This is a genomic window from Vibrio sp. Vb2960, assembly GCF_033337665.1.
GTDB lineage: Bacteria > Pseudomonadota > Gammaproteobacteria > Enterobacterales > Vibrionaceae > Vibrio > Vibrio alginolyticus.
In genome coordinates this window covers 21,334-42,630 of the sequence record NZ_JAWORD010000022.1, presented here as the reverse complement: position 1 = coordinate 42,630, position 21,297 = coordinate 21,334, and the positions used below count along the sequence as shown (strand labels likewise).

Below are 21,297 nucleotides of genomic sequence, written 5' to 3'. Positions count from 1 at the left end.
TGACTCGACTTGTTTGACATTTGCAGAGACAAATAAAAAGAAAGGCGAACCATCTAGTTCGCCTTTCTTGTGATCTTCTAAACTTATCGCAAATGGTTATCTTCATCGCGTAGATAAATCATCCAATACCACATGCCAACAAATACGCCACCACCAATAATGTTTCCTATCGTAACAGGAATTAGGTTGTTTACGATGAACCCCATCATGTTTAAGTCCGCGTAGTTTGCAATATCTGCCCCTGTCATTTGCCAAAACGCTTCTGGCGCAAAGTACTTAATACCAATCGCCATAGGTACTTGGAACATGTTCGCAATACAGTGCTCAAAACCTGCCGACACGAACATAGCCACAGGCAAAATCATGACCGCTATTTTATCTGTCAATGTTCGCCCACTAAACGTCATCCAAACTGCAATACAAACTAATACGTTACACATGATGCCAAGCGCAACAGCGGCAAAGAAACCATGATGTAATTTGTGTTGGGAGATCGCCATCGCGTTAAGACCAACTTGGCCATGATCAAACATATATTGCTTGGTAACTAGCATACAGGCCACGAGCAAAATGGCCCCAACCATATTGCCAAAGTAAACCACCAACCAGTTTTTGATAAGTGCTTGCCAAGAGATTTTTCCACTCGCACGCGCAACTAGTGTTAGCACAGAGCTAGTGAAAAGCTCGCCGCCAGTAACCACCACCAAAATCAAACCAAGGCTAAATGCCAGACCACCAATGAGTCGTGTAATGCCCCAAGGCAGCTCGCCTGCGCCTGTCGTTACTGTGGTATAGAAGATGAAAGCAATACCAATATGAAGCCCCGCAGAAATGGCGAGCAGAAAAGATTTGATTGGAGCTTTCGTTGCTTTGCCTACCCCCACTTCAGCCGCGCGTTCCGCAGCTTGTGGCGGTAATAGTGAGTCAAACTGATTAAAGTTCATTCTGGTGTAACATTTAGAAACATTTAAAGAGGCGCGGATAATCGCTCTATTTCCCTATTTTTTCAAGTGCTATTTGGCGTGTTTACTAAAATCGTTGTTATTGGGAGATCAAGCAATAAATAGCGCCTATCATTCGCTACCGTAAGCATCATTGATACTTAACAAGTATTCGGCCTTTCGAACAAAGATCCTGCGTTATATCAGCCTGATAGCGCCATACTTAACACTTCTTGTCGTTGAATGTTGCCCAACGCTACTTTTCAGACTAGCTTGGTAAAAAAAGCGCAAAGGAATCATTTATGAAATATTCAGCTGAACATATCGCCGAATTGAATCTACTTCTTCAGTTCGACCTAAGTAGTGCTGCAACTGGTATTAAAGTTCATACAGACGCGTCAGAAGAAATGCAGGCAGCCGTTGCTCGTCTATATAAGAAGCAACTTTGTACACAGCCTGACGGTGGTTATCTAACAGACGAAGGCATTGAAGTTGCAGAACATGCAGATAAGATTTTAAGAGTTCTGTCTGTGTAATTTGAACAAAAAACGCCACCGAACTCGGTGGCGTTTTTTAGTCCTATATTTTTCCTGTCGATGCCTGTGGCAATAATCGCTTTTTCATTTTGCTAAATGGTTGAACCTTGTCATACAACCAGTTAAAACCAGTGGCATAAAATAGGAAGAAAACGAGGAAGCCGGCTTCCAGCATCAGAGCTTGAAGAAGCGTAATTTCTAAGAACCAGGCAATCACAAGTAGAGAGATAAAGATTAATCCTCCCTCGAAACCAACAGTGTGTCCAAGCCGCATCGCTAAACTTCGCTCAGCTCGATTGCCACCAAACCACTTATCAAAGTACAAGTTGTAGATGTAGTTCCATATCACGGTATACATACTCAACCCGACCCCAACTAACGCGAGATCACTAGAGCCCTTTCCAGTGATCAATGAAGCCGCTGGTACAATAATCGCGAGTGCGATTAACTCAAAAAGTACTGCATGAAAAATTCGTTCGTTACGAGTCATATTTCTCTGTCCAAATAGTTCTACTCAATGCTTAGAATTTTATCTACTATTTAGATAACCAAAAGTTAGATACCATCGGTTTAAGCGATATGTTTACCATCGAACAACTGCAAGCTTTCATTGCTACATCAGAAGCAGGATCATTTTCAGGAGCAGCTAGAAAACTGGGGCGAGCTCAATCTGTAGTGAGCCAGCACATCATGAATATGGAGATCGACTGTGGTGTTGAGCTTTTCGATCGATCAGGCAGGTACCCTAAATTAACTGAGAATGGCCTCGCGCTCGTACCTTATGCACAAGCAACAATCAGCCAACTCGACCGCCTAAACAATAGGGCATCGCAGCTCTTTTCCACGCCAACGAACAAATTAGTCTTAGCTATTGATGAAGGGATTCCTCTGACTCGCTTGCCGGATGTGCTAAAGAAGTTAGAGCAACGCTTTCCACACTTACAAGTTGAATGCTTAACGGCATCAAGCCCTGATATCATTGAATTGGTTAAGTCGGAACGCGCCACGACTGGGATTATTTTGAGTGATTTACAAATACCAAGGCACATCGATTTCACCAATCTTGGCAATATTGCATTTGATGTCTATGTCTCTTCAACACATCCTTTAGCAAAGCAGCAAATCACTCACATTGATCAATTAAAACAACATCGTCAATTGGTCATACGATCCAAAAGTGCAGAGCCATGTGGTCTCAATCAAGCATTTAGCCCAGATATCTGGTACGCTGATAACTACTATATTTTGTTGGAATTGGCGAATAAAGGGTTTGGTTGGTGCTTTCTACCACAGCATTTAGTCGCGTATTCACCTAATACATTAAAAAAAGTTGGGGATGATTTCACAAAACTGGCTTGGCAAGTCAATGTTGACCTTATTCAGCACCAGAAATGGCATTCAGATCCCCTCCATCAACAAGCCAAAGCAGAACTGCTCAACCTATTCGGGCAGACATAAGTAAGTAGGAAGACCCAAATGGCAAATACATTGATCGTAGGTGCAGGCTGGCTCGGAACTCCGCTAGCAGAAACATTGATGAAAGATGGACACTATGTTGTCGTCACTCGTCGTAGCCAAACTCGATTAAAAGAGTTACCCACCTCATTAACTCACTCCGCATTGTTCGATTTCAATCAATTGAACGCCACAGCACGGCTAGATGAACTGCTCAAACAGCATCAAATTACGCACGTTATCGGCGCTTTTCCTCCAGGATTTCGTAAAGGACGCGGTCAAGAATATGCCCAGCAATGGCAAATACTTGCCAACGCAGCTAAGCAAAACAACGTTGAAAAACTTCTCATGATCAGCTCTACCACGGTTTACCCTAACCTTGCTTCCGATATGGAAGAAGCTGACGCGTCACTCTCTTTAGCAGCCAAAAGCCCTTATTTCTCTGACAATGCACGTATTATGCTTCAAGCAGAGCAGCATGTTATCGACTCGAATATTAGCTTTGTTATTCTGCGTTGTAGCGGATTAATCGGGCCAGATAGACACCCATCTCGCTTTGCAGCAAGGCTTCAACAAGTTAGTCGTAAAGCACCAGCTAATATGCTTCATCAAGATGATGCTGTCTCGGCTGCGAAATTTGCCTTAGGCAATTTAAGCAACCAAGTCATTAACGTTACGACACCTCATACTGTCAGCAAGGCTGAGTTCTACCAAGCTGCCATAAACAAAATCGGAAGTGAGATACCTCTTCCACCCGTCACAGAGCAAGCTGACAAGCGTATTCTTGCTGACAAACTACTCTCACTTGGTTATCGATTTCACTTCAATTCAACTTTGGATGCGCTATGAGACTCTATAGACATATAGAAACGCTTTGGGATTACATGCAACTTAAACATGAACTGAAGCCTGCGGACTGTTTGTTTGTGATGTGCAGTAATGATGTGCGTGTAGCGGAGCACGCTGCCAAGCTCTACCACCAAAAGTTGGCACCTTTGATTGTATTTTCAGGGGGTGAAGGTCGCTTCACAGATGGACTGTTTGAAAAAAGCGAGGCAGAAACCTTTGCCGAGATTGCAAAGTTGTCGGGCGTTCCAAGCGAAGCAATTTTGCTCGAGACTAAATCCACAAACAGCGGAGAAAACGTCCGCTTTACTGAGCAACGATTAAAAGAGGAAGGAAAACAATGTTCCTCGTTTATTCTGGTACAAAAACCGTTTATGGAGCGTAGAGCAATCGCGACATTTGAAAAACAGTGGCAGTCACCCTACACTCAGCTCCAAGTAAGCTCTGCGGCTCTTCCATTTTTTGAATACATTAATGAAGACATGCCATTAATGATGGTGCTAGAAGCACTAATGGAAGATTTCTCTCGCGTAAAAAGCTATCCAGAGAAAGGATTTCAAACCGAGCAGAACATCCCTCAGCAAGTCGAATCTTCTTACCAGGTTTTACTCGAGCGGTTTGGTTTTGACTTAGTCTAACTTTTTCTAACCGACAACAAAAAGCCACCAAGTTCGGTGGCTTTTCTGTATCAATACGGCTTATTTACCGAGCGCTTCTTTGTAATGTTGGCGGCATACGGAGACATACTTATCGTTACCGCCGATCGCAACTTGATCGCCTTCTTTAATTGCCACGCCGTGTTCATCGGTACGAATAACCATATTCGCTTTGCGGCCGCAATGGCAGATTGTTTTGAGCTCAACCAGCTTGTCTGCCCAAGATAATAGATACTTACTGCCTTCAAAAAGTTCGCCTAGAAAATCGGTGCGAAGGCCGTAACACAATACTGGAATATGCAACTTATCAACGACTTCAGTAAGTTGATAAACTTGTTCTTTCGACAAGAACTGACACTCATCAACAAGAATACAGTGACGTTTTTCAACCTCATTCAGAGCTGCGATCTCCTGATACAAATTGGTATCCTGACGAAATAAATGTGCGTCAGATTGAAGACCAATACGAGAGCTCACTTTACCGACACCAAAACGATCATCTAGCGCAGCCGTAAAAATAACTGGCGTCATGCCGCGTTCTTGATAGTTGAAAGAGGATTGAAGAAGCGTTGTTGATTTACCCGCATTCATTGCTGAGTAATAGAAATACATCTGAGCCACAGAGCATTACCTAAAGTTAAAGTTTTAATTTATGGAAATGGAAAATAAAAGGGCTGAATTATCAGCCCTTTAAAAATGAAAATTCAATTACTTACGACGCCACGTTGTGCCTTCTGGACCATCTTCCAGAACAATGCCCATTTCGGTCAGCTTGTCACGAGCCATATCTGCATTCGCCCAATCTTTCGCAGCACGAGAGTCGTTACGCAGCTTGATCAGAGCTTCGATTTCAGCCACTTCATCATCGTTACCTGCATCACCTTTTAGGAAGGCTTCTGGATCTTGGTGAAGAATACCGATCACATCTGCTAGTTCACGCATTAGCGCACCTAGCTCGCTCGCTTTCTCTAGGTTTTCTGTCTTCAGACGGTTAACTTCGCGCGCCATGTCGAACAGAACTGAGTACGCTTCTGGTGTATTGAAGTCATCGTTCATCGCTGCTGTAAAGCGAGATACGTACTCTTCACCACCAGCAGGCGCAGCGTTTAGGTCTAAACCACGTAGAGATGTGTACAGGCGCTCAAGCGAAGCACGTGCTTGGTTTAGGTTATCTTCGCTGTAGTTTAACTGGCTACGGTAGTGACCAGACATTAGGAAGTAACGCACTGTTTCAGCATCGTAGTGACCAAGAACGTCACGGATAGTAAAGAAGTTACCTAGAGATTTAGACATCTTCTCACGGTCTACCATTACCATGCCGCTATGCATCCATGTGTTCACGTATTGTGTATCGTGTGCACAGCATGATTGCGCGATTTCATTTTCATGGTGTGGGAACTGAAGGTCAGAACCGCCGCCGTGAATGTCGAAGTGGTTACCTAGGATTGAAGAGTTCATTGCTGAACACTCAATGTGCCAACCTGGACGACCAGGCCCCCATGGTGACTCCCACGTTGGTTCACCCGGCTTAGACATCTTCCAAAGTACAAAGTCTAGAGGGCTGCGTTTTGCTGTTTCGATATCAACGCGCGCGCCAGCTTGAAGCTGATCAAGGTCTTGCTTAGAAAGCTTGCCGTATTCGTTGAACTTACCCACTTCAAACATTACGTCACCGTTATCTGCAACGTATGCAAAACCGCGCTCGATTAGCTTCTCAACCAATTCGATGATTTCAGCAATAAACTGTGTCGCACGAGGTTCAACGTCCGGGCGTTTCATGTTCAGCGCATCAAAATCAGCGTGCATTTCACCAATTAAACGCTCAGTCAATGAATCGCAAGACTCACCATTTTCTGCGGCACGTTTGATGATCTTATCGTCGATATCTGTGATGTTACGTACAAACGTCAGATCGTAGCCCAAGTAGCGAAGGTAACGTGATACAACGTCAAAAGAGACGAAAGTACGACCGTGACCAATGTGACAGAGATCGTAGATGGTAACTCCACAGACATACATACCGACTTTGCCAGCTGTAATTGGTTTGAATTCCTCTTTCTGTCTTGTGAGTGTGTTATATATCTTTAACATGATCTCTATCTATGATTGTGAATGAATAAAAGAAGATGAGTATATCAACTCCAACCTAGTTAGGTAATAGCAATTAACCGATAAAACGATAATCGGCTAAACTTCAAGCACAAAACGAAGAATTTCCTCTTCCTGAGTTTTTAAAGCACTAGAACTTAGGCTAGAATCTCGGGCTCAACACAACACAGTAAAGGAAAGTAGCATGATCACCCTTCACACTAATTTTGGTGACATCAAGATTCAACTAAACGAAGAGAAAGCGCCAGAGACAAGCGCAAACTTCCTTCAGTACTGCCGCGACGGTTTCTACGACAACACGCTTTTCCACCGTGTTATTGACGGCTTCATGATCCAAGGTGGTGGTATGGAGTCTGGTCTACGTGAAAAAGCGACTCGTGCACCTATCAAGAACGAAGCAAACAACGGCCTAAGCAACAAAGTGGGTACACTTGCTATGGCACGTACTATGGAGCCGCATTCAGCAAGCTCTCAGTTCTTCATCAACGTAAACAACAACACATTCCTAGACTTCCGTAGCGAAAGCCTAGATGGTTGGGGTTACTGTGTGTTCGGTGAAGTAATCGAAGGCATGGACATCGTAAATAAGATCAAAGGCGTTAGCACTGGTTCTTACGGCATGCACCAAGACGTACCTCTAGAAGACGTAGTAATCACTGGTACAACAATTGAAGAGTAATTCTTAGGAATTATTTTTAAAAGATAAGTTAATGGGGAGGCGTAGCTTCCCCTTATTTCTATGACGACATTATTTATTTCCGATCTTCACCTTACCCCATCACGTCCTGATATCACGGAATGTTTTGTGACGTTCATGCGAACAGAAGCAACAAAAGCTGATGCACTTTATGTACTCGGCGATCTGTTTGAATTCTGGATTGGTGACGATGACAACACCCCTTTTGCAGACCAAATCCGTGCAGAATTTAAAGCACTGACGGATGCGGGTGTGCCAACTTTTTTCATCCAAGGCAATCGAGATTTTTTACTCGGCAAACGCTTTTGCAAAGAAACCGGTATGACATTACTCGACGATGTCTGCACGATTGATCTTTATGGTCAAAAAGCCGTAATCCTACATGGCGATACGCTCTGCATTGACGATGTGAAATACCAAGAGTTTAGAAAAACCGTTCACAAGCCATGGCTACAATGGTTGTTTAACCGTATTCCTTGGTTCATTAAGAAGAAAATTGTCTCAAAAGTTCAATCCGATATTCGTGATGATAAAATGAGCAAGTCATTAGATATCATGGACGTCAACCAAAATGAGGTCGAGAAAGTGATGTCTCAGAACTGCGTCAACTTAATGATTCATGGTCACACGCATCGCCCGAACACACATTTTTTTGACGTCGATGGCGTTAAAAAGACCCGAATTGTTTTAGGGGATTGGTATACGCAAGGCTCAGTTTTAAAAGTAAATTCTGATAGTTTTGACCTACAAACGAGACCGTTCATACAGAATTTGCGTTAAGCATGTAGAGCGTGTAGAAGATTCACGCTCAAGTCGTAGATATTTTGTAAAAAATCGCTATTATCATAATACTAAGTTAAACAGAACGAAGTACCTAATTGAAGTATTCTTACGTAGCTCGCCAACCGATTCTGGATAGAGAAAAACGAACCATAGGTTACGAACTCCTCTTTCGAGACGGCCCTAAAAATACCTTCCCTGAAGTAGAACCAGAGCTGGCTACTAGTCGACTGCTATCCGATCATTTTTTGTCGACGCATTACAACACATTAGGAAACAAACTTGGCTTTGTTAACTTTCCGCATCAAAGCTTGGTGAACTTGGTCCCAACTTTGTTCCCTAAAGAATCTCTCGTCATTGAAGTCCTTGAAGACTGCGAACCGACAGAAGAACTGTTAGAAGCCATCAAGCACCTTCATGAGTGCGGATACAAAATTGCTCTGGATGATTTTGTTCCGACGAAAGCTTGGAAGCGTTTTCTTCCATACGTTTCCATGATCAAGTTTGATATTAGACTTGTGCCGATTAAGAAAGCTGCCATTTTTATTCAGGCGTTGAGCCCATTTAAAATCGACTTTCTTGCGGAAAAGGTAGAGACCTATGAAGAGTTTGAGCAAGCTCTAGAAGCCGGTTTTAACTATTTTCAAGGGTATTTTTTTAGCAAACCTGAGATGATCCAGAAAAAACGGTTGAACCCCGCGTTTCTTACCGTCATCCAACTTTGTAAAGAGATTGCTGATAAGCCCATCGACTTCAATGAGGTTGAACGTCTGTTTTCGATTGATGTGACGCTGTCATACAAGCTGCTTACTTACGTTAATTCAGGCTATACATTAACGACCAAGATTAAGTCGTTCAGACAAGCGCTTATTTATCTGGGTGAAGAGCGACTACGACGCTTTATTTCCTTAGTTGCAATTGCGTCCGTTCAAGAAGATAAACCTGACTCTCTTTACTCTTTAGCGATTCAGCGTGCACGAATGTGTGAACTGCTACTTAGTCAAATGAACACTAGGTATGACCCTGGGCAGGCTTTTTTGACAGGCATGTTTTCTTTACTCGGATCTTTGCTCGATCAACCGCTCTCGGATGTCATTGAAGATATCCCCGTTGACGAAGATATAAAACTCGCATTAACCAGTCGAAAAGGCGTACTTGGTCACTTACTTTCGATGACGATCGCCTATGAACAAGCGGACTGGGAGTTAGCCGAGCGATATTGCACCGTTCTTAAATTAACCGAACCTCAATTAGCGGACGCTTTTAATCAATCGACGGAATGGGCTCAAGAACTGCTGTCTCAAACGCCCTAAATCGCTATAATGCCTCACCCCCAGCCTCGCAATTGTGAGGTTGTTTGTTTTTACCGCTTAATTAATCGAGATTTCATTTTATGGCTTCTTCTTGCCCTTGCGGATCTAACCGCACCTACCAACAGTGTTGTGAAATGGCCCACAACAACCATGCTGACGTCACCACTCCAGAGCAGTTAATGCGCTCTCGTTACAGTGCGCATGTGTTAGGTCTAGTCGATTACGTGGTGAACACGTACCACCCAAGCTGTAATGCAGAAGAGCAACGTGAAGGCATTGCCCAATCTATCGACAGCGATTGGTGCAAACTTGAAGTTGTAAAAACAGAAGCTGGCAGTAATGACAATGAAGGCTTTGTAGAGTTTAGCGCTTATTTTGATGAAGACGGCAAGCGCTACTGTATGACAGAGCGTTCTCGCTTTGTAAAAGAAAATGGGCTTTGGTACTACATTGACGGCACATTTCCTGAAGAAGAGCCACAAGAAGAACCAGAACAAGATCCACGCTTAAACCAGCCAGTAAGTAGCCTAAAAGTAGGTCGCAACGACCCGTGTATCTGTAGAAGCGGTAAAAAGTTTAAAAAGTGTTGTGGGTAGGCATCCCATCCACTCCTGGCTTATTGAGCTCTCTTTAATGAGATTCCTGATCTCGCCTAGGCTTGTTGGAGTGACGTGAATATATGTACCTGTTTGACGTAAATAACTCTACTGCAAGCACCATTAGAAAATATCCCGTCATTCTGAACAGCGAGAGACGAGCGTGATTCTGAATCTAATCGCCACTAGCACTGCTGCCGGGTTTTCCCCCGAATCAAGAACACTAAAGTAAAAAAGCCCCTAGGCTCGAGAGCATAGGGGCTTTCATTTATCTATAGCAGGTTTATTTATGACGCTCTTTCAGTTTATTCACTACGTCATTCATCGATAAGCCTTGGTCTTGAAGCAATACCAACAAGTGGTAAATCAAGTCCGCTGATTCACACACTAGCTCCGCCTTATCGCCCGACGTCGCCGCAAGCGCGACTTCAACGCCTTCTTCGCCCACTTTTTGCGAAATACGCTTGGTGCCACGGGCATAAAGACTGGCAGTATAAGAGGAATCTGGGTCGGCACTCTTGCGGGCAGCCAATAGCTGCTCAAGTTGATGAAGCCACACCATTTGTGACTCCTCTTGAGGGTCCACATCCCAGCAAGTTGTGTTACCCAGGTGACACGTAGGGCCAATGGGATTCACTTTCACCAGTAGCGTATCGTTGTCGCAATCGAGCTGCATGTTCACCAATTGCAATACGTTGCCAGAAGTCTCACCTTTCGTCCAAAGACGTTGCTTGGTTCGAGAGAAAAACGTCACTTGACCAGTTTCGCCCGTTTTTGCCAACGCATCTTGGTTCATGTAACCCATCATCAACACTTGGCTTGATTGGAAATCTTGTACGATGGCAGGTACCAGACCATCCACCTTTTCCCAGTTGATTCGCTCAGCTAGCGAACTTACTTCGGCGGCTTTCACACTCATAGTCGTACCTCAATGCCTTGTTGTTTCAAATACTGCTTTAGTTCACCAATATTGATGACTTGCTTGTGGAATACCGATGCGGCAAGCGCGCCATCCACATTTGCTTTTTGGTAGGCTTCTGCGAAGTGCTCCATGGCACCTGCACCACCCGATGCAATCAATGGCACGTTACACACTTCACGCACCATATTAAGTTGTTCAATATCGTAGCCGTTACGCACGCCGTCTTGGTTCATCATGTTCAGAACGATTTCACCAGCGCCGCGTTTTTGTACTTCTTGCACCCAATCACGCGTTTCCCATTGGGTTGCTTTGGTGCGTTCTTCATCACCAGTAAACTGGTAAACCTGATACTTGCCGGTCTCTTTGTCGTAGTATGAATCGATACCAACGACGATACATTGCACACCAAACTTATCAGCAAGGTCAGTAATCAGTTGCGGGTTCGCCAATGCAGGTGAGTTGATAGACACTTTGTCTGCACCAAACTCAAGAATGCGCGCTGCATCTTCCGCTGATTTAATACCGCCAGCCACACAGAAAGGAATATCAATCACTTCAGCAACGCGAGCGACCCAACTTTTATCGACGACACGGCCATCACTTGAAGCGGTAATATCGTAGAACACAAGCTCGTCTGCGCCCTCTTCCGCATAACGCTGTGCCAGAGGAACGATGTCGCCAATGATTTCGTGGTTACGGAACTGAACGCCCTTCACCACTTGTCCATCACGAACATCAAGACATGGAATTATTCGCTTTGCCAGCATGCAAACGCCTCCTCTGCTGTGAATTTACCATCTAACAGCGCACGACCAACAATCACACCAGCCACACCGCTGCCTTTTAGCGCTTCGATATCTGCTAATGAGCCAATGCCACCTGAAGATTGAAACTGCACTTGTGGGTACTGTTTGCATAGGTCAACGTAAAGCTCTACATTTGAGCCCTCTAGCGTACCGTCACGAGAAATGTCCGTACAAAGCACGTGCTGTAAACCTACCGTTAAATAATCGTTGATCAGAGCTTCGATGGTCACGCCTGAGTCTTCTTGCCAACCAGAGATCGCTACTTTACGCGTGCCGTCTTGGCCGATGTTGATGTCTAGCGCGAGAACGATTTTCTCTGCGCCGTATTTTTCCATCCAACCTTTCACAAGCTCTGGCTGTTTTACTGCTGTAGAACCAACAACAACACGCTGAGCACCAGCTTCTAGCAGATCGATCACGTCTTGCTCTGTACGCACTCCGCCACCGATTTGGATGTTCGCTGGCGTGCTTGCTAGTAGCTTTGCAATTAAATCAAGTTGACGTGCTGTCGTGTCTTTCGCGCCAGTTAAATCCACCAAGTGCAACCAGTTAGCACCCGCTTGGTGGTACAAGTTGAACTGCTCTGCTGGATCGACTTTGTACTCGGTTATTTGGCCGTAATCACCTTGATAAAGGCGAACCACCTGTCCTTCAATTAAATCAAGAGCTGGAATAATCACACTAAATCCCTTTTATAATTCTAAGAAGTTTTGAATAAGCTTCGCGCCCGCTTTTGAAGAACGCTCAGGGTGGAATTGCACGCCGTAGTAGTTACCGCTTTGTACTGCTGCTGTGAACGGGTTACCGTACTCACATTCCGCAATCGTGTAATCCCCAACAGGCATTGCAAAGCTGTGCACGAAGTAGAAATACTCTCCTTCTTCAATGCCTTTGAAAAGTGGATTACCTGCTTTTGCGGAAACTGTATTCCACCCCATATGCGGCAGTGGCAAATCGCCAGTTTGTAGCAACTTCACTTCGCCATCACAAAGTCCAAGACACTCAACTAACTCGTCGGCTTTCTGGCCTTTCTCTTGAGACACTTTGCCCAACAATTGCATGCCTAGACAGATACCTAGTAATGGCTTTTCTACCTGTTTTACCAAGCTGATAAGATCGCGCTCTTCTAGGTTCTTCATCGCTTCGCTGGCGGTTCCCACACCCGGTAGGAATAGCTTGTCTGCCGATAATACGACTTGCGGATCTTTTGAAATCGTTACGTCATAGCCTAGGCGTTCAATGGCAAACTTCACCGAAGAAACGTTGGCACAGCCAGTATCGATAATGACAACTTTCTGTTCTGTCACTGTTTTTCTCCTTGCTAACGTTAGCCTTAAAGCACGCCTTTACTACTTGGTAGCTCAGTGCCTTCTACTTTGATTGCTTGGCGCAAAGTACGGCCAAACGCTTTAAATAGGCTTTCAATGATGTGGTGATCATTGTTGCCCGCAGAAGAAAGGTGCAACGTACACGCTAATGTGTCAGTCAGAGAGCGGAAGAAGTGAACCACCATCTCTGTTGAAAGATCACCCACTTGCTCACGACTAAACTGCGCGTCGAACTTAAGGTAAGGACGACCTGATAGGTCTAGTGCGCATTGCGCCAAACACTCATCCATTGGCAAGCTAAAGCCAAAGCGACCAATACCACGCTTGTCACCCAGTGCTTCTTTCAACGCTTGACCTAACGCAAGAGCGGTATCTTCCACTGTGTGGTGATCATCAATGTGCAGGTCACCTTCCACTTTGCACACCATTTGGAATCCACCGTGCGTCGCAATTTGATCCAGCATGTGGTCAAAAAAGCCAAGACCTGTGGAGATGTCATTACCGCCTTGCTCATCAAGATTAACGAATACTTTGATGTCTGTTTCTTTTGTGGTTCGAACGACTTCAGCAACACGCGCCTTCACTGTGAGATCTTTTAGGATCTGTTTCCAGCCCATGGTTTCTGGGTTGTATTGAATACCACGAATTGCCATATTTTCTGCAAGTTGAAGATCGGTTTGACGATCGCCAATCACAACAGAGTTTTGGAAATCCACTTTGCCACCTTGAAGGTACTCTTTTACCAAGCCCAATTTAGGCTTACGGCAAGAGCAGTTGTCTTCATCAAAGTGAGGACAAATCAGTACGTCATCGAACTTCACACCTTGAGACTCAAAGATCTCCATCATCATGTTGTGCGGTGCATCAAAATCAGCTTGTGGGTAGCTGTCTGTACCCAAACCATCTTGGTTCGTGACCATCACTAGGCGGTATCCTGCATCCTGCAACGACAACAGGCTTGGGATAACAAATGGTTCCAGTTTTAGTTTATCTAAACGGTCTACTTGAAAATCAATCGGCGGCTCAACAATTAAGGTGCCATCACGGTCGATAAAAAGGATTTTTTGTTGTTTGCTCACTCGAACTTCCTTATTGCTATTCTTTTGGCGCTCCCGCTATTGAGCGAGAGCGATAAATTCTGTCTCTATTTATGCGTAGTAGTTTCTGATAAATCCAAGCGTTTTTTCGCACTCGTCACGGTTACCCACACTGATACGCACACAGTTTTCAATTGGCGAGTTACGCAAAATAATGCCCGTATCCCAAGCCGCTTTGAAAAGGTCATCGCCATCTGGGAATTTCACCAATAGGTAGTTTCCCCACCCTTCAAACACTTCCAAGCCCGGAATCATTGAAAGGCCAACTTGCAAGTAAGCACGGTTTGCATTCAAATCGAGAACTTGAAACTTCGCTCGCGCTAAACCAGCTTCCGAAAGTGCCTGAGTCGCAATTTCTGCCACTGGTACTGGGACTGGGTAAGGTGCGATAACTTTAAGAAGTACATTAATCAGCTCTTCGTTCGCAAGCGTAAATCCACAACGCAGACCTGCAAGCGCAAAAGCTTTCGACAGAGTACGCAGAATCGCAAGATTCGGGTATTGCGCCAGTAAATCTACCGTTGACGCTTCTGGACAAAAATCGATGTATGCTTCATCCATCACCACGATTGCACGGTCTTTTGTCATCTCAAGCAGAGAGACAATGTCTTCACGCTTAACTAAGTTACCTGTTGGGTTGTTTGGCGAACATACAAAAACCAGCTTCACGTTATCCAGATTAGCTTCGATGCCAGCAAGGTCTAGTTGCCAATCTGAGGTTAGCGGCACGGTTTTGCGCTCAACGCCAATGGTTTCAGCGCTGATGGCGTACATACCGTAAGTTGGAGGGCAGTAAAGAATCGCATCTTCACCCGGCTCACAGAATGCACGAATTAATAACTCAATACCTTCGTCGGCGCCGCGAGAAGTCAGTGTTTGTTCTGGTTTCACACCCGCATACGCTGCGTAAGCGGAAATCAGTTCTTTCGGTTGGCATTCGCTGTAACGATTAAGACGAGCAAAGTCTGTTTTGTATTCATTATTAAATGGTGATTCATTGGCATTTAGCCATACGTCACCCGTACCACCGATTCGGCGAGCCGACATATAAGGGGTAAGCTGTTGGACTTGTTTACGCGCTAGCTTTTCCATCTCATTACTCTCTTATTCTTTCTTACTTACTTGCTAATTTTTCTACGCGGATAGTAACAGCACGTTTGTGAGCGTCCAGACCTTCTGCTTCAGCCATCGTGACTACCGTTGGTGCAAGGTTCTTTAAACCATCAGCAGAAAGCTCCTGAACCGTCATTCGTTTAGAGAAATCCGCCAAACCTAAGCTTGAATAAGTACGTGTGTAACCGTAAGTAGGAAGGACGTGGTTAGTCCCCGATGCGTAATCTCCCGCAGATTCAGGCGACCAATCCCCAAGGAAGATAGAACCTGCGTTATCTAATAGAGGTAGAAGCTCACGAGGGTTCTTAGTCTGAACAATCAAGTGCTCAGGACCGTAGTAATTGGAAATAGAAACTGACTGCGTCATCGACTCGGAAATAATGATCAAGCTTGATGCCAGAGCCTTTTCTGCGATGTCTGCACGAGATAGCTCCTTAAGCTGACGTTGAACCGCATCCGTCACTTGATCAGCAATCACAGGAGAAGGAGTCACCAATACCACTTGAGAATCAGGACCGTGTTCCGCTTGGCTCAAAAGATCCGCAGCGATAAAGTCTGCATCTGCGGTTTCATCTGCAATCACTAGCACTTCTGATGGCCCTGCTGGCATATCAATCGCAGCACCGCGGAAATCATTGCTAACCTGTCGTTTTGCTTCGGTCACGTAAGCGTTGCCCGGACCAAAGATCTTATCTACTTTCGATACAGTCTCGGTGCCATAAGCCATTGCAGCAACTGCTTGGCCACCACCGACGTTGTACACTTCATCAATGCCACACAGTTTCGCGACATAAAGGATCTCATCAGCGATTGGCGGTGGAGAACAAAGAACGACTTTACGACAACCTGCAATTTTTGCAGGAACGCCGAGCATCAATACCGTTGATGGCAGCGGTGCACTCCCTCCTGGGATATATAATCCGACTTTTTGAATTGGGCGAGTGACTTGCTCACATACGACACCCGGCTGCGTTTCCACCTTGATCGGTTGCGGCTTTTGCGCTTTGTGGAACTTAGAAATATTGGCGTAAGCTTGCTCTAGTGCGCTCTTCATTGACTCTGACAAACGCTCTGACGCTGCCTTAATTTCCTGAGAAGAAACACGAATGGATTCAGGCTTAACACGGTCAAACTTTTCTGTCAGCTCAATAAGAGCAGAGTCACCTTCTTCTCGAACTTTAGCAATAACTTCGGCCACAGCAGTGGTGATATTGGCACCTTCTGCAATAGCAGGGCGCTCCAAAATAGAGTCTTGCTGATTCTCACTTAATGATTGCCAAACGACTGTTCTCATGATGCTTACTCCATCATTTTTTCAATTGGTAGAACAAGAATTGAACTTGCGCCCAACTCTTTCAGCTGTTCCATTGTTTCCCAGAACAGGTTTTCAGAACTCACCAAGTGAACAGCCATTTTCTGCTTATCTGCAGAAAGAGGAAGAACAGTTGGATCTTCAGCACCTGGCAGTAGTGCTTTAATTTGATCTAACTTCTCTGCTGGGGCGTGAAGCATAATGTACTTAGATTCTTTTGCTTGTTGTACGCCTTGCATGCGAGTTAACAGCTTTTCGATTAGCGCCACTTTGTCTGCGTCGAACTCACCTGTGCGTTGAATCAATGTCGCTTTTGATTTGAAGATAATTTCAGCTTCTTTAAGGCCGTTCGCTTCCAGTGTTGCACCTGTAGAAACCAAATCAGCGATAGCATCAGCGAGACCCGCACGAGGCGCAACTTCTACAGAGCCTGTCAGCATACATGTAGAGAATGGAACGCCGGCTTCATCCATGTACGCTTTTAGAAGTTGAGGATACGTTGTAGCAATACGCTTGCCAGCTAAGTCTTGTGGACCGTTGTACTCTTCGTCCTTGTCGATTGCGATAGATAAACGACAGCCACCAAAATCAAGTCGACGAAGCTGAACAAACTCGCAGGGTTCACCTAATGCTTTGCGGTCAAGGCGAACTTCTTCTAGTTCATTTTCGCCAATAAAGCCAAGGTCAACCACGCCATCCATAATTAAACCTGGGATGTCGTCGTCACGAACCAAGAGTAAATCAATTGGCATATTTTCAGAATGGACAACTAAACGCTCGCCCATTACGTTGAACTTTACGCCGCACTGTTTTAGTAGAGCTTGACTCTCTTTGCTAAGACGACCTTTTTTCTGAATTGCGATTCTTAAACGTTGTGTTTGCATTGCTTTGTCCCTATGCAAGATTTTGATATCTAAGTATTTTTCAAACTAATAAAACTAAAAAACCCTCGGGAGATTGAAGTCTCCCGAGGGTTTAAAATCTGCTTTTACTTTGATTTTACCTCCGGGAGTTTCCTGCCTCCCGGGTATGCGTACATCGCCCGAAAGACTAGATTGGGTGATGATGGTGATGAATGTTCATTACAAAATTACGCATACTTATTTAAGGCTCTTTTTGAGTTGCTTTGTTAGTAACCACACTAACTAAGGATTCTATATTTTTCAATACTCAATTGAATATTTTCTAAATATTTTTCACAAGATATTGATTTAAATGAAATTAAATTCTTTTCCATATTGAATACTCTGGTAGAAAGAACACCTCCAATCAGCTCTACTCTGACGAAGAAAACGAAGAATAGTATGAATATCCACCAAATCAACTATTTAGACCGTACCCAACCCATTAATTGACACTTTTCTCAATAAAGAGACAGCAACTCACGTTTGAGACAATTCATTCAAAACTATTATTAGAGCGGGGCAAAAAATAGTGATTAACAATGAAACTGCGTAACGGTAGTAATAAACAAGCTGTAGATTTCGACGATACGGCACTATACCCGTTGATCGGCAATAGTGCCTGTATCCAAGAACTTCGTACTGCAATACAAAAGTACGCTCAATGTGATGCTGAAGTCCTCATTCAGGGTGAAACTGGTGTTGGGAAAGGTCTTTGCGCTCGCCTTATTCATCAATTGTCGAACAGACACTCAGCACCTTTTGTGGAAGTCAACTGTGGAGCCATTCCAAGTGGTCTTATTGCATCCGAGCTTTTCGGCCATGAAAAAGGAGCATTTACAGGCGCAATCTCAGAGCGTATAGGTTTTATTCAAAAGGCACATAAAGGCACCCTATTTCTTGATGAAATTGGTGACATGCCACCAGACCTACAAATCCACCTCCTTCACTTTTTGGAGAGTAAACAAATCCATAAAGTCGGAGCGGATAAATTCATTGACGTGGACTGTAGGGTCATTGCAGCAAGCCACGTGGATCTGAAAAATGAAGTCGTACAAGGAGGATTTCGTGAAGATCTATTCTATCGGCTTAATATATTGCCATTAACTATCCCTCCACTGAGAAAGCGTGGAAAAGACATTATTATTTTATCTGAACACTTCCTAGCAGACCTGTCTCATGGTCAGGTACAAAAAATGTCTGATAAGGTAAAAGCCAAGCTCCTCAAACATCGTTGGCCAGGCAACGTAAGAGAACTGCGGAATGTCATCCAACGAGCAATTGTGATGTGTGAAGATCACACGCTTCTCGTCGCTGACTTGGGCCTTGATAACAATGAGAGGCAATTGCTCCCTTCTGTGGACCAAATTGATCTCGACTACCTACTGCAAGCTATCGAAGAAAATAAACACAATATGAGTGCGGCTGCACGTCACCTCGGCATTTCAAGAACAACGCTTTATCGATTAATAAAGAAATACAACTTAAATGTTTAAATACTGTATAGGTGTAACGTAACACTGTGTAACAGGTAACTCTTTAGATATCATTTAGTTAACTCTGCATCGCAACCATGCGGATTTTGCTGTATTAAAAATCAAAAGCTTAAAATGGGCATAGTCTTTGCTTAGAACTAAGAAGAAGATGGATTGCTTTTCCATTACAGCCCATCAAGGAGAGCTCGGTACACAAACAATTCGCTCTTAACACGAGACTTTTATCCCCAAAAACGCGATTGCCCCCCTCACCTAAGTCGCGTTAAAAAAAAGCTCCGCTAAATTAGCGGAGCTTCCCTCTGTAACGAATCTATTCAAAACAACTTACGCACTCTGGCAAGACGCTATTTTAGACTTTGAAAGCCATGACAAAATAGCGCAAACGATAACGAATGTTATCGACGCTGCAATGAACGAGAACGCAATTGAAGCAGTCATACCAAGGGCAATAAAGCCGACGCATGAAACAAGCGCGACTGATAATGCATAAGGTAACTGTGTTGATACGTGGTCAATGTGGTTACAACGTGCACCCGTCGATGACAGGATAGTCGTATCTGAGATTGGTGAACAATGGTCACCGAATACCGCACCAGCTAAAACCGCACTCAGCATCGGTAGCATTAGCGCTACGTCTGTTGCGCCAGCCATGTCTCCAGCGATTGGAAGCATGATGCCGAACGTACCCCATGAAGTACCTGTTGAGAACGCCATCAGGCCAGACAACAAGAATAGGATAACTGGGAGCCAATGAGGGTTGATATTGCCCTGCGCCATTGTCGAAAGGTAAGTACCTGTCTTCATATCACCGATAACAGAACCAATGGTCCAGGCAAATACTAAGATTAGAATCGCACCAAACATAGACTTAGCACCAATCCAAAGTGTACGTGCGATCTCAGCCATTGGTAGACCTTGCTTCACAACAGTAAACAGTGCAACTGCTAAGCCAAGCAAGCTACCGTAGATTAGTGATGTACCTACATCTGTATTTTCAAAAGCACCAAGAAGCGCAAACTCCTTACCATCAGCAGCCAATGCTTGGCCACCCGTGTAAAGCATTGAAGCGATAGTCGCGATAATCAGCGTCACGATAGGAAGTATCAAATCTGACACTTTACCCTTTTCACTTTCACGGATATCTAGCTCTTCGTTTAGGTCATGCGCTTCTTGCGAGTCATTTTCTTTGTCTTTATCAAAGCCACGACCTTGCGATGCAGAGATCTCATGCTCACGCATTTTACCAATATCAAGACCAAACCAAGCAACAGCGAACACCATTAGCAGCGCAAAAACGGCGTAGAAGTTCATTGGGATAAGACGAACATATGCGCCAAGAGCCGAATACTCTGTGATCCCATGTGAGACTAAGATCCCGCCAATAATAGTAATAATGTAAGCACCCCAGCTAGAAGCAGGCATAATTACACACATTGGAGCAGCGGTTGAGTCTAGAATGTACGCAAGCTTAGCGCGAGACACATAAAAGCGATCGGTTACTGGGCGAGAGATCGCACCAACAGCAAGGCTATTAAAGTAATCATCGACAAAAATGAATACGCCTAAAAAGGCGGCAAGAAGTTTGGAGCCGCGTTTACTCTTCACTCGAGATTGTGCCCATTCAGCAAAAGCACGAGTACCGCCAGATAGCGTTAATAAAGCTGTTGTCATACCTAATAAGATTAGGAAACCAACAATGCTCATGTTCCAAGTGTTAATTCCGCCATCTTCAATAAAGACAGAAGAAACTTGAGAACTGACGTAACCTGCGGTGTCGCTGATAGACCAGCTATTAAGTAGCACCGCACCTAGCACGATACCTACACCCAAGGAAACTAATACACGTCGAGTCAAAATCGCCAAAGTCAAAGCGACAATAGGTGGCAATAATGAAACAGGAGAACTAGAAAAATCTATTAAATTCATGATCTTCAAAAACCAAAGTTTGGCTAGAGATCTACTGCAGACAAGTCACGTAGCATACGATACGTGCTCATGTTGAACTTAGCGACAGGGAAGCGAACACTCCACCCAACCCTACAGTAGCGCTCCATAGTTTAATGTGAATATATACTATGGCAGTGTTGTTCCTTTCAGATACAACCCCAGCAAGTAACTTTGATGAGTTACTTACTTCGGCAATCTTCGCCTTCCACTATTATTCATTGGCATCACCCCAATAATAGCTACTCTTCGAGACCGCGCCTCTACGGCAACAACAAACAATTAACCACTAACTGTACAAATTAACAACAAATTGTCTGCAATATTGCATCAGGTGGCAGCCATTGTACTTATGATGAGAGTCAATGCAACACATCAAACTAAATTAAACAAATAAATAATGACTGAGATAATTTATAAACCTTGCCTACTTCCATAAGTTTTGTGC

22 protein-coding genes, 1 riboswitch and 1 other annotated feature are annotated in these 21,297 nt (G+C 44.3%); of the genes, 9 read left to right on the top strand and 13 right to left on the bottom strand.

Features of this window, described 5'->3' with window-relative positions:
* Nucleotides 1-83 precede the first annotated feature (83 nt).
* Complete coding sequence (focA, locus tag R7O03_RS18010) at nucleotides 84-944, bottom strand: formate transporter FocA (protein ID WP_005378146.1); 861 nt, start codon at nucleotides 942-944, stop codon at nucleotides 84-86.
* A 299-nt stretch (nucleotides 945-1,243) separates the two neighbouring features.
* Between focA and R7O03_RS18005 the strand changes: the two genes are divergently transcribed.
* Entirely contained in the window at nucleotides 1,244-1,477 is a 234-nt protein-coding gene (locus R7O03_RS18005; RefSeq protein WP_005387662.1) for a TIGR02647 family protein, read from the top strand.
* A 43-nt stretch (nucleotides 1,478-1,520) separates the two neighbouring features.
* On the opposite strand, the gene R7O03_RS18000 is transcribed toward R7O03_RS18005, so the two are convergent.
* Complete coding sequence (locus tag R7O03_RS18000; RefSeq protein WP_318131919.1) at nucleotides 1,521-1,967, bottom strand: PACE efflux transporter; 447 nt, start codon at nucleotides 1,965-1,967, stop codon at nucleotides 1,521-1,523.
* A gap of 89 nt (nucleotides 1,968-2,056) precedes the next feature.
* On the opposite strand from R7O03_RS18000, the gene R7O03_RS17995 reads away from it, so the two are divergent.
* The 3 genes from R7O03_RS17995 to R7O03_RS17985 are packed head-to-tail and all read left to right on the top strand — an operon-like array spanning nucleotide 2,057 to nucleotide 4,416.
* Nucleotides 2,057-2,935 (top strand): LysR family transcriptional regulator, encoded by an 879-nt coding sequence (locus R7O03_RS17995; RefSeq protein ID WP_318077374.1) that lies wholly within the window; start codon nucleotides 2,057-2,059, stop codon nucleotides 2,933-2,935.
* Between the two features lie 18 nt (nucleotides 2,936-2,953).
* The gene (locus R7O03_RS17990; RefSeq protein ID WP_005389813.1) at nucleotides 2,954-3,781 is read left to right on the top strand and encodes an NAD-dependent epimerase/dehydratase family protein; all 828 of its coding nucleotides are present in this window, start codon (nucleotides 2,954-2,956) and stop codon (nucleotides 3,779-3,781) included.
* Entirely contained in the window at nucleotides 3,778-4,416 is a 639-nt protein-coding gene (locus tag R7O03_RS17985) for a YdcF family protein (protein ID WP_005389814.1), read from the top strand. The genes R7O03_RS17990 and R7O03_RS17985 overlap by 4 nt, the downstream gene beginning before the upstream one ends.
* A gap of 60 nt (nucleotides 4,417-4,476) precedes the next feature.
* Here the strand turns inward: R7O03_RS17985 and R7O03_RS17980 are convergent, their stop codons facing one another.
* Nucleotides 4,477-5,055 (bottom strand): thymidine kinase, encoded by a 579-nt coding sequence (locus tag R7O03_RS17980; RefSeq protein ID WP_005378154.1) that lies wholly within the window; start codon nucleotides 5,053-5,055, stop codon nucleotides 4,477-4,479.
* Between the two features lie 87 nt (nucleotides 5,056-5,142).
* Complete coding sequence (cysS, locus tag R7O03_RS17975) at nucleotides 5,143-6,525, bottom strand: cysteine--tRNA ligase (RefSeq protein WP_005378155.1); 1,383 nt, start codon at nucleotides 6,523-6,525, stop codon at nucleotides 5,143-5,145.
* 202 nt (nucleotides 6,526-6,727) lie between these two features.
* On the opposite strand from cysS, the gene R7O03_RS17970 reads away from it, so the two are divergent.
* From R7O03_RS17970 to R7O03_RS17955, 4 genes are all read left to right on the top strand, one after another.
* Nucleotides 6,728-7,222, top strand: a complete 495-nt coding sequence (locus R7O03_RS17970) for a peptidylprolyl isomerase (protein ID WP_005378156.1) — start codon at nucleotides 6,728-6,730, stop codon at nucleotides 7,220-7,222.
* A 60-nt stretch (nucleotides 7,223-7,282) separates the two neighbouring features.
* On the top strand, nucleotides 7,283-8,020 hold the full coding sequence (gene lpxH / locus R7O03_RS17965; protein ID WP_005389817.1) for a UDP-2,3-diacylglucosamine diphosphatase: 738 nt from the start codon (nucleotides 7,283-7,285) through the stop codon (nucleotides 8,018-8,020).
* 98 nt (nucleotides 8,021-8,118) lie between these two features.
* A complete protein-coding gene (locus R7O03_RS17960) occupies nucleotides 8,119-9,333 on the top strand; it encodes an EAL and HDOD domain-containing protein (protein ID WP_005378158.1) in 1,215 nt (404 codons plus the stop codon).
* Between the two features lie 80 nt (nucleotides 9,334-9,413).
* Nucleotides 9,414-9,929 (top strand): YchJ family protein, encoded by a 516-nt coding sequence (locus tag R7O03_RS17955; RefSeq protein ID WP_005389823.1) that lies wholly within the window; start codon nucleotides 9,414-9,416, stop codon nucleotides 9,927-9,929.
* Between the two features lie 283 nt (nucleotides 9,930-10,212).
* On the opposite strand, the gene hisIE is transcribed toward R7O03_RS17955, so the two are convergent.
* The 8 genes from hisIE to hisG all read right to left on the bottom strand — a co-directional run bounded on the left by hisIE (nucleotide 10,213) and on the right by hisG (nucleotide 17,391).
* Complete coding sequence (gene hisIE, locus R7O03_RS17950; protein ID WP_005389826.1) at nucleotides 10,213-10,848, bottom strand: bifunctional phosphoribosyl-AMP cyclohydrolase/phosphoribosyl-ATP diphosphatase HisIE; 636 nt, start codon at nucleotides 10,846-10,848, stop codon at nucleotides 10,213-10,215.
* Nucleotides 10,845-11,618: an imidazole glycerol phosphate synthase subunit HisF gene (hisF, locus tag R7O03_RS17945; protein WP_004749837.1), complete on the bottom strand. Its 774-nt coding sequence runs from the start codon at nucleotides 11,616-11,618 to the stop codon at nucleotides 10,845-10,847. Before hisF ends, hisIE begins: the two co-directional genes overlap by 4 nt.
* Nucleotides 11,600-12,337, bottom strand: coding sequence for a 1-(5-phosphoribosyl)-5-[(5-phosphoribosylamino)methylideneamino]imidazole-4-carboxamide isomerase (hisA, locus tag R7O03_RS17940; RefSeq protein ID WP_005389828.1), 738 nt, complete (start codon nucleotides 12,335-12,337; stop codon nucleotides 11,600-11,602). The genes hisF and hisA overlap by 19 nt, the downstream gene beginning before the upstream one ends.
* 12 nt (nucleotides 12,338-12,349) lie before the next feature.
* A complete protein-coding gene (hisH, locus tag R7O03_RS17935; protein ID WP_005389830.1) occupies nucleotides 12,350-12,964 on the bottom strand; it encodes an imidazole glycerol phosphate synthase subunit HisH in 615 nt (204 codons plus the stop codon).
* Nucleotides 12,965-12,990: 26 nt separating this feature from the next.
* The gene (gene hisB / locus R7O03_RS17930; RefSeq protein ID WP_005389832.1) at nucleotides 12,991-14,064 is read right to left on the bottom strand and encodes a bifunctional histidinol-phosphatase/imidazoleglycerol-phosphate dehydratase HisB; all 1,074 of its coding nucleotides are present in this window, start codon (nucleotides 14,062-14,064) and stop codon (nucleotides 12,991-12,993) included.
* A gap of 69 nt (nucleotides 14,065-14,133) precedes the next feature.
* Nucleotides 14,134-15,174 carry a histidinol-phosphate transaminase gene (hisC, locus tag R7O03_RS17925; RefSeq protein WP_017634689.1) on the bottom strand — a complete coding sequence of 347 codons (1,041 nt, stop codon included), beginning with the start codon at nucleotides 15,172-15,174 and terminating at the stop codon, nucleotides 14,134-14,136.
* A gap of 22 nt (nucleotides 15,175-15,196) precedes the next feature.
* Nucleotides 15,197-16,489, bottom strand: a complete 1,293-nt coding sequence (hisD, locus tag R7O03_RS17920; RefSeq protein WP_005389836.1) for a histidinol dehydrogenase — start codon at nucleotides 16,487-16,489, stop codon at nucleotides 15,197-15,199.
* 5 nt (nucleotides 16,490-16,494) lie between these two features.
* Nucleotides 16,495-17,391, bottom strand: coding sequence for an ATP phosphoribosyltransferase (gene hisG, locus R7O03_RS17915; protein WP_005378180.1), 897 nt, complete (start codon nucleotides 17,389-17,391; stop codon nucleotides 16,495-16,497).
* A 53-nt stretch (nucleotides 17,392-17,444) separates the two neighbouring features.
* Nucleotides 17,445-17,582 (bottom strand) — a sequence feature (His leader region).
* 369 nt (nucleotides 17,583-17,951) lie between these two features.
* Here hisG and R7O03_RS17910 point away from each other — a divergent pair.
* Nucleotides 17,952-18,905: a sigma-54 interaction domain-containing protein gene (locus R7O03_RS17910; protein ID WP_005388056.1), complete on the top strand. Its 954-nt coding sequence runs from the start codon at nucleotides 17,952-17,954 to the stop codon at nucleotides 18,903-18,905.
* Nucleotides 18,906-19,229: 324 nt separating this feature from the next.
* Here the strand turns inward: R7O03_RS17910 and tet(35) are convergent, their stop codons facing one another.
* Nucleotides 19,230-20,831 carry a tetracycline efflux Na+/H+ antiporter family transporter Tet(35) gene (gene tet(35) / locus R7O03_RS17905; protein ID WP_005378182.1) on the bottom strand — a complete coding sequence of 534 codons (1,602 nt, stop codon included), beginning with the start codon at nucleotides 20,829-20,831 and terminating at the stop codon, nucleotides 19,230-19,232.
* Nucleotides 20,832-20,940: 109 nt separating this feature from the next.
* Nucleotides 20,941-21,123, bottom strand: a riboswitch (Lysine riboswitch).
* Between the last annotated feature and the right edge of the window lie 174 nt (nucleotides 21,124-21,297).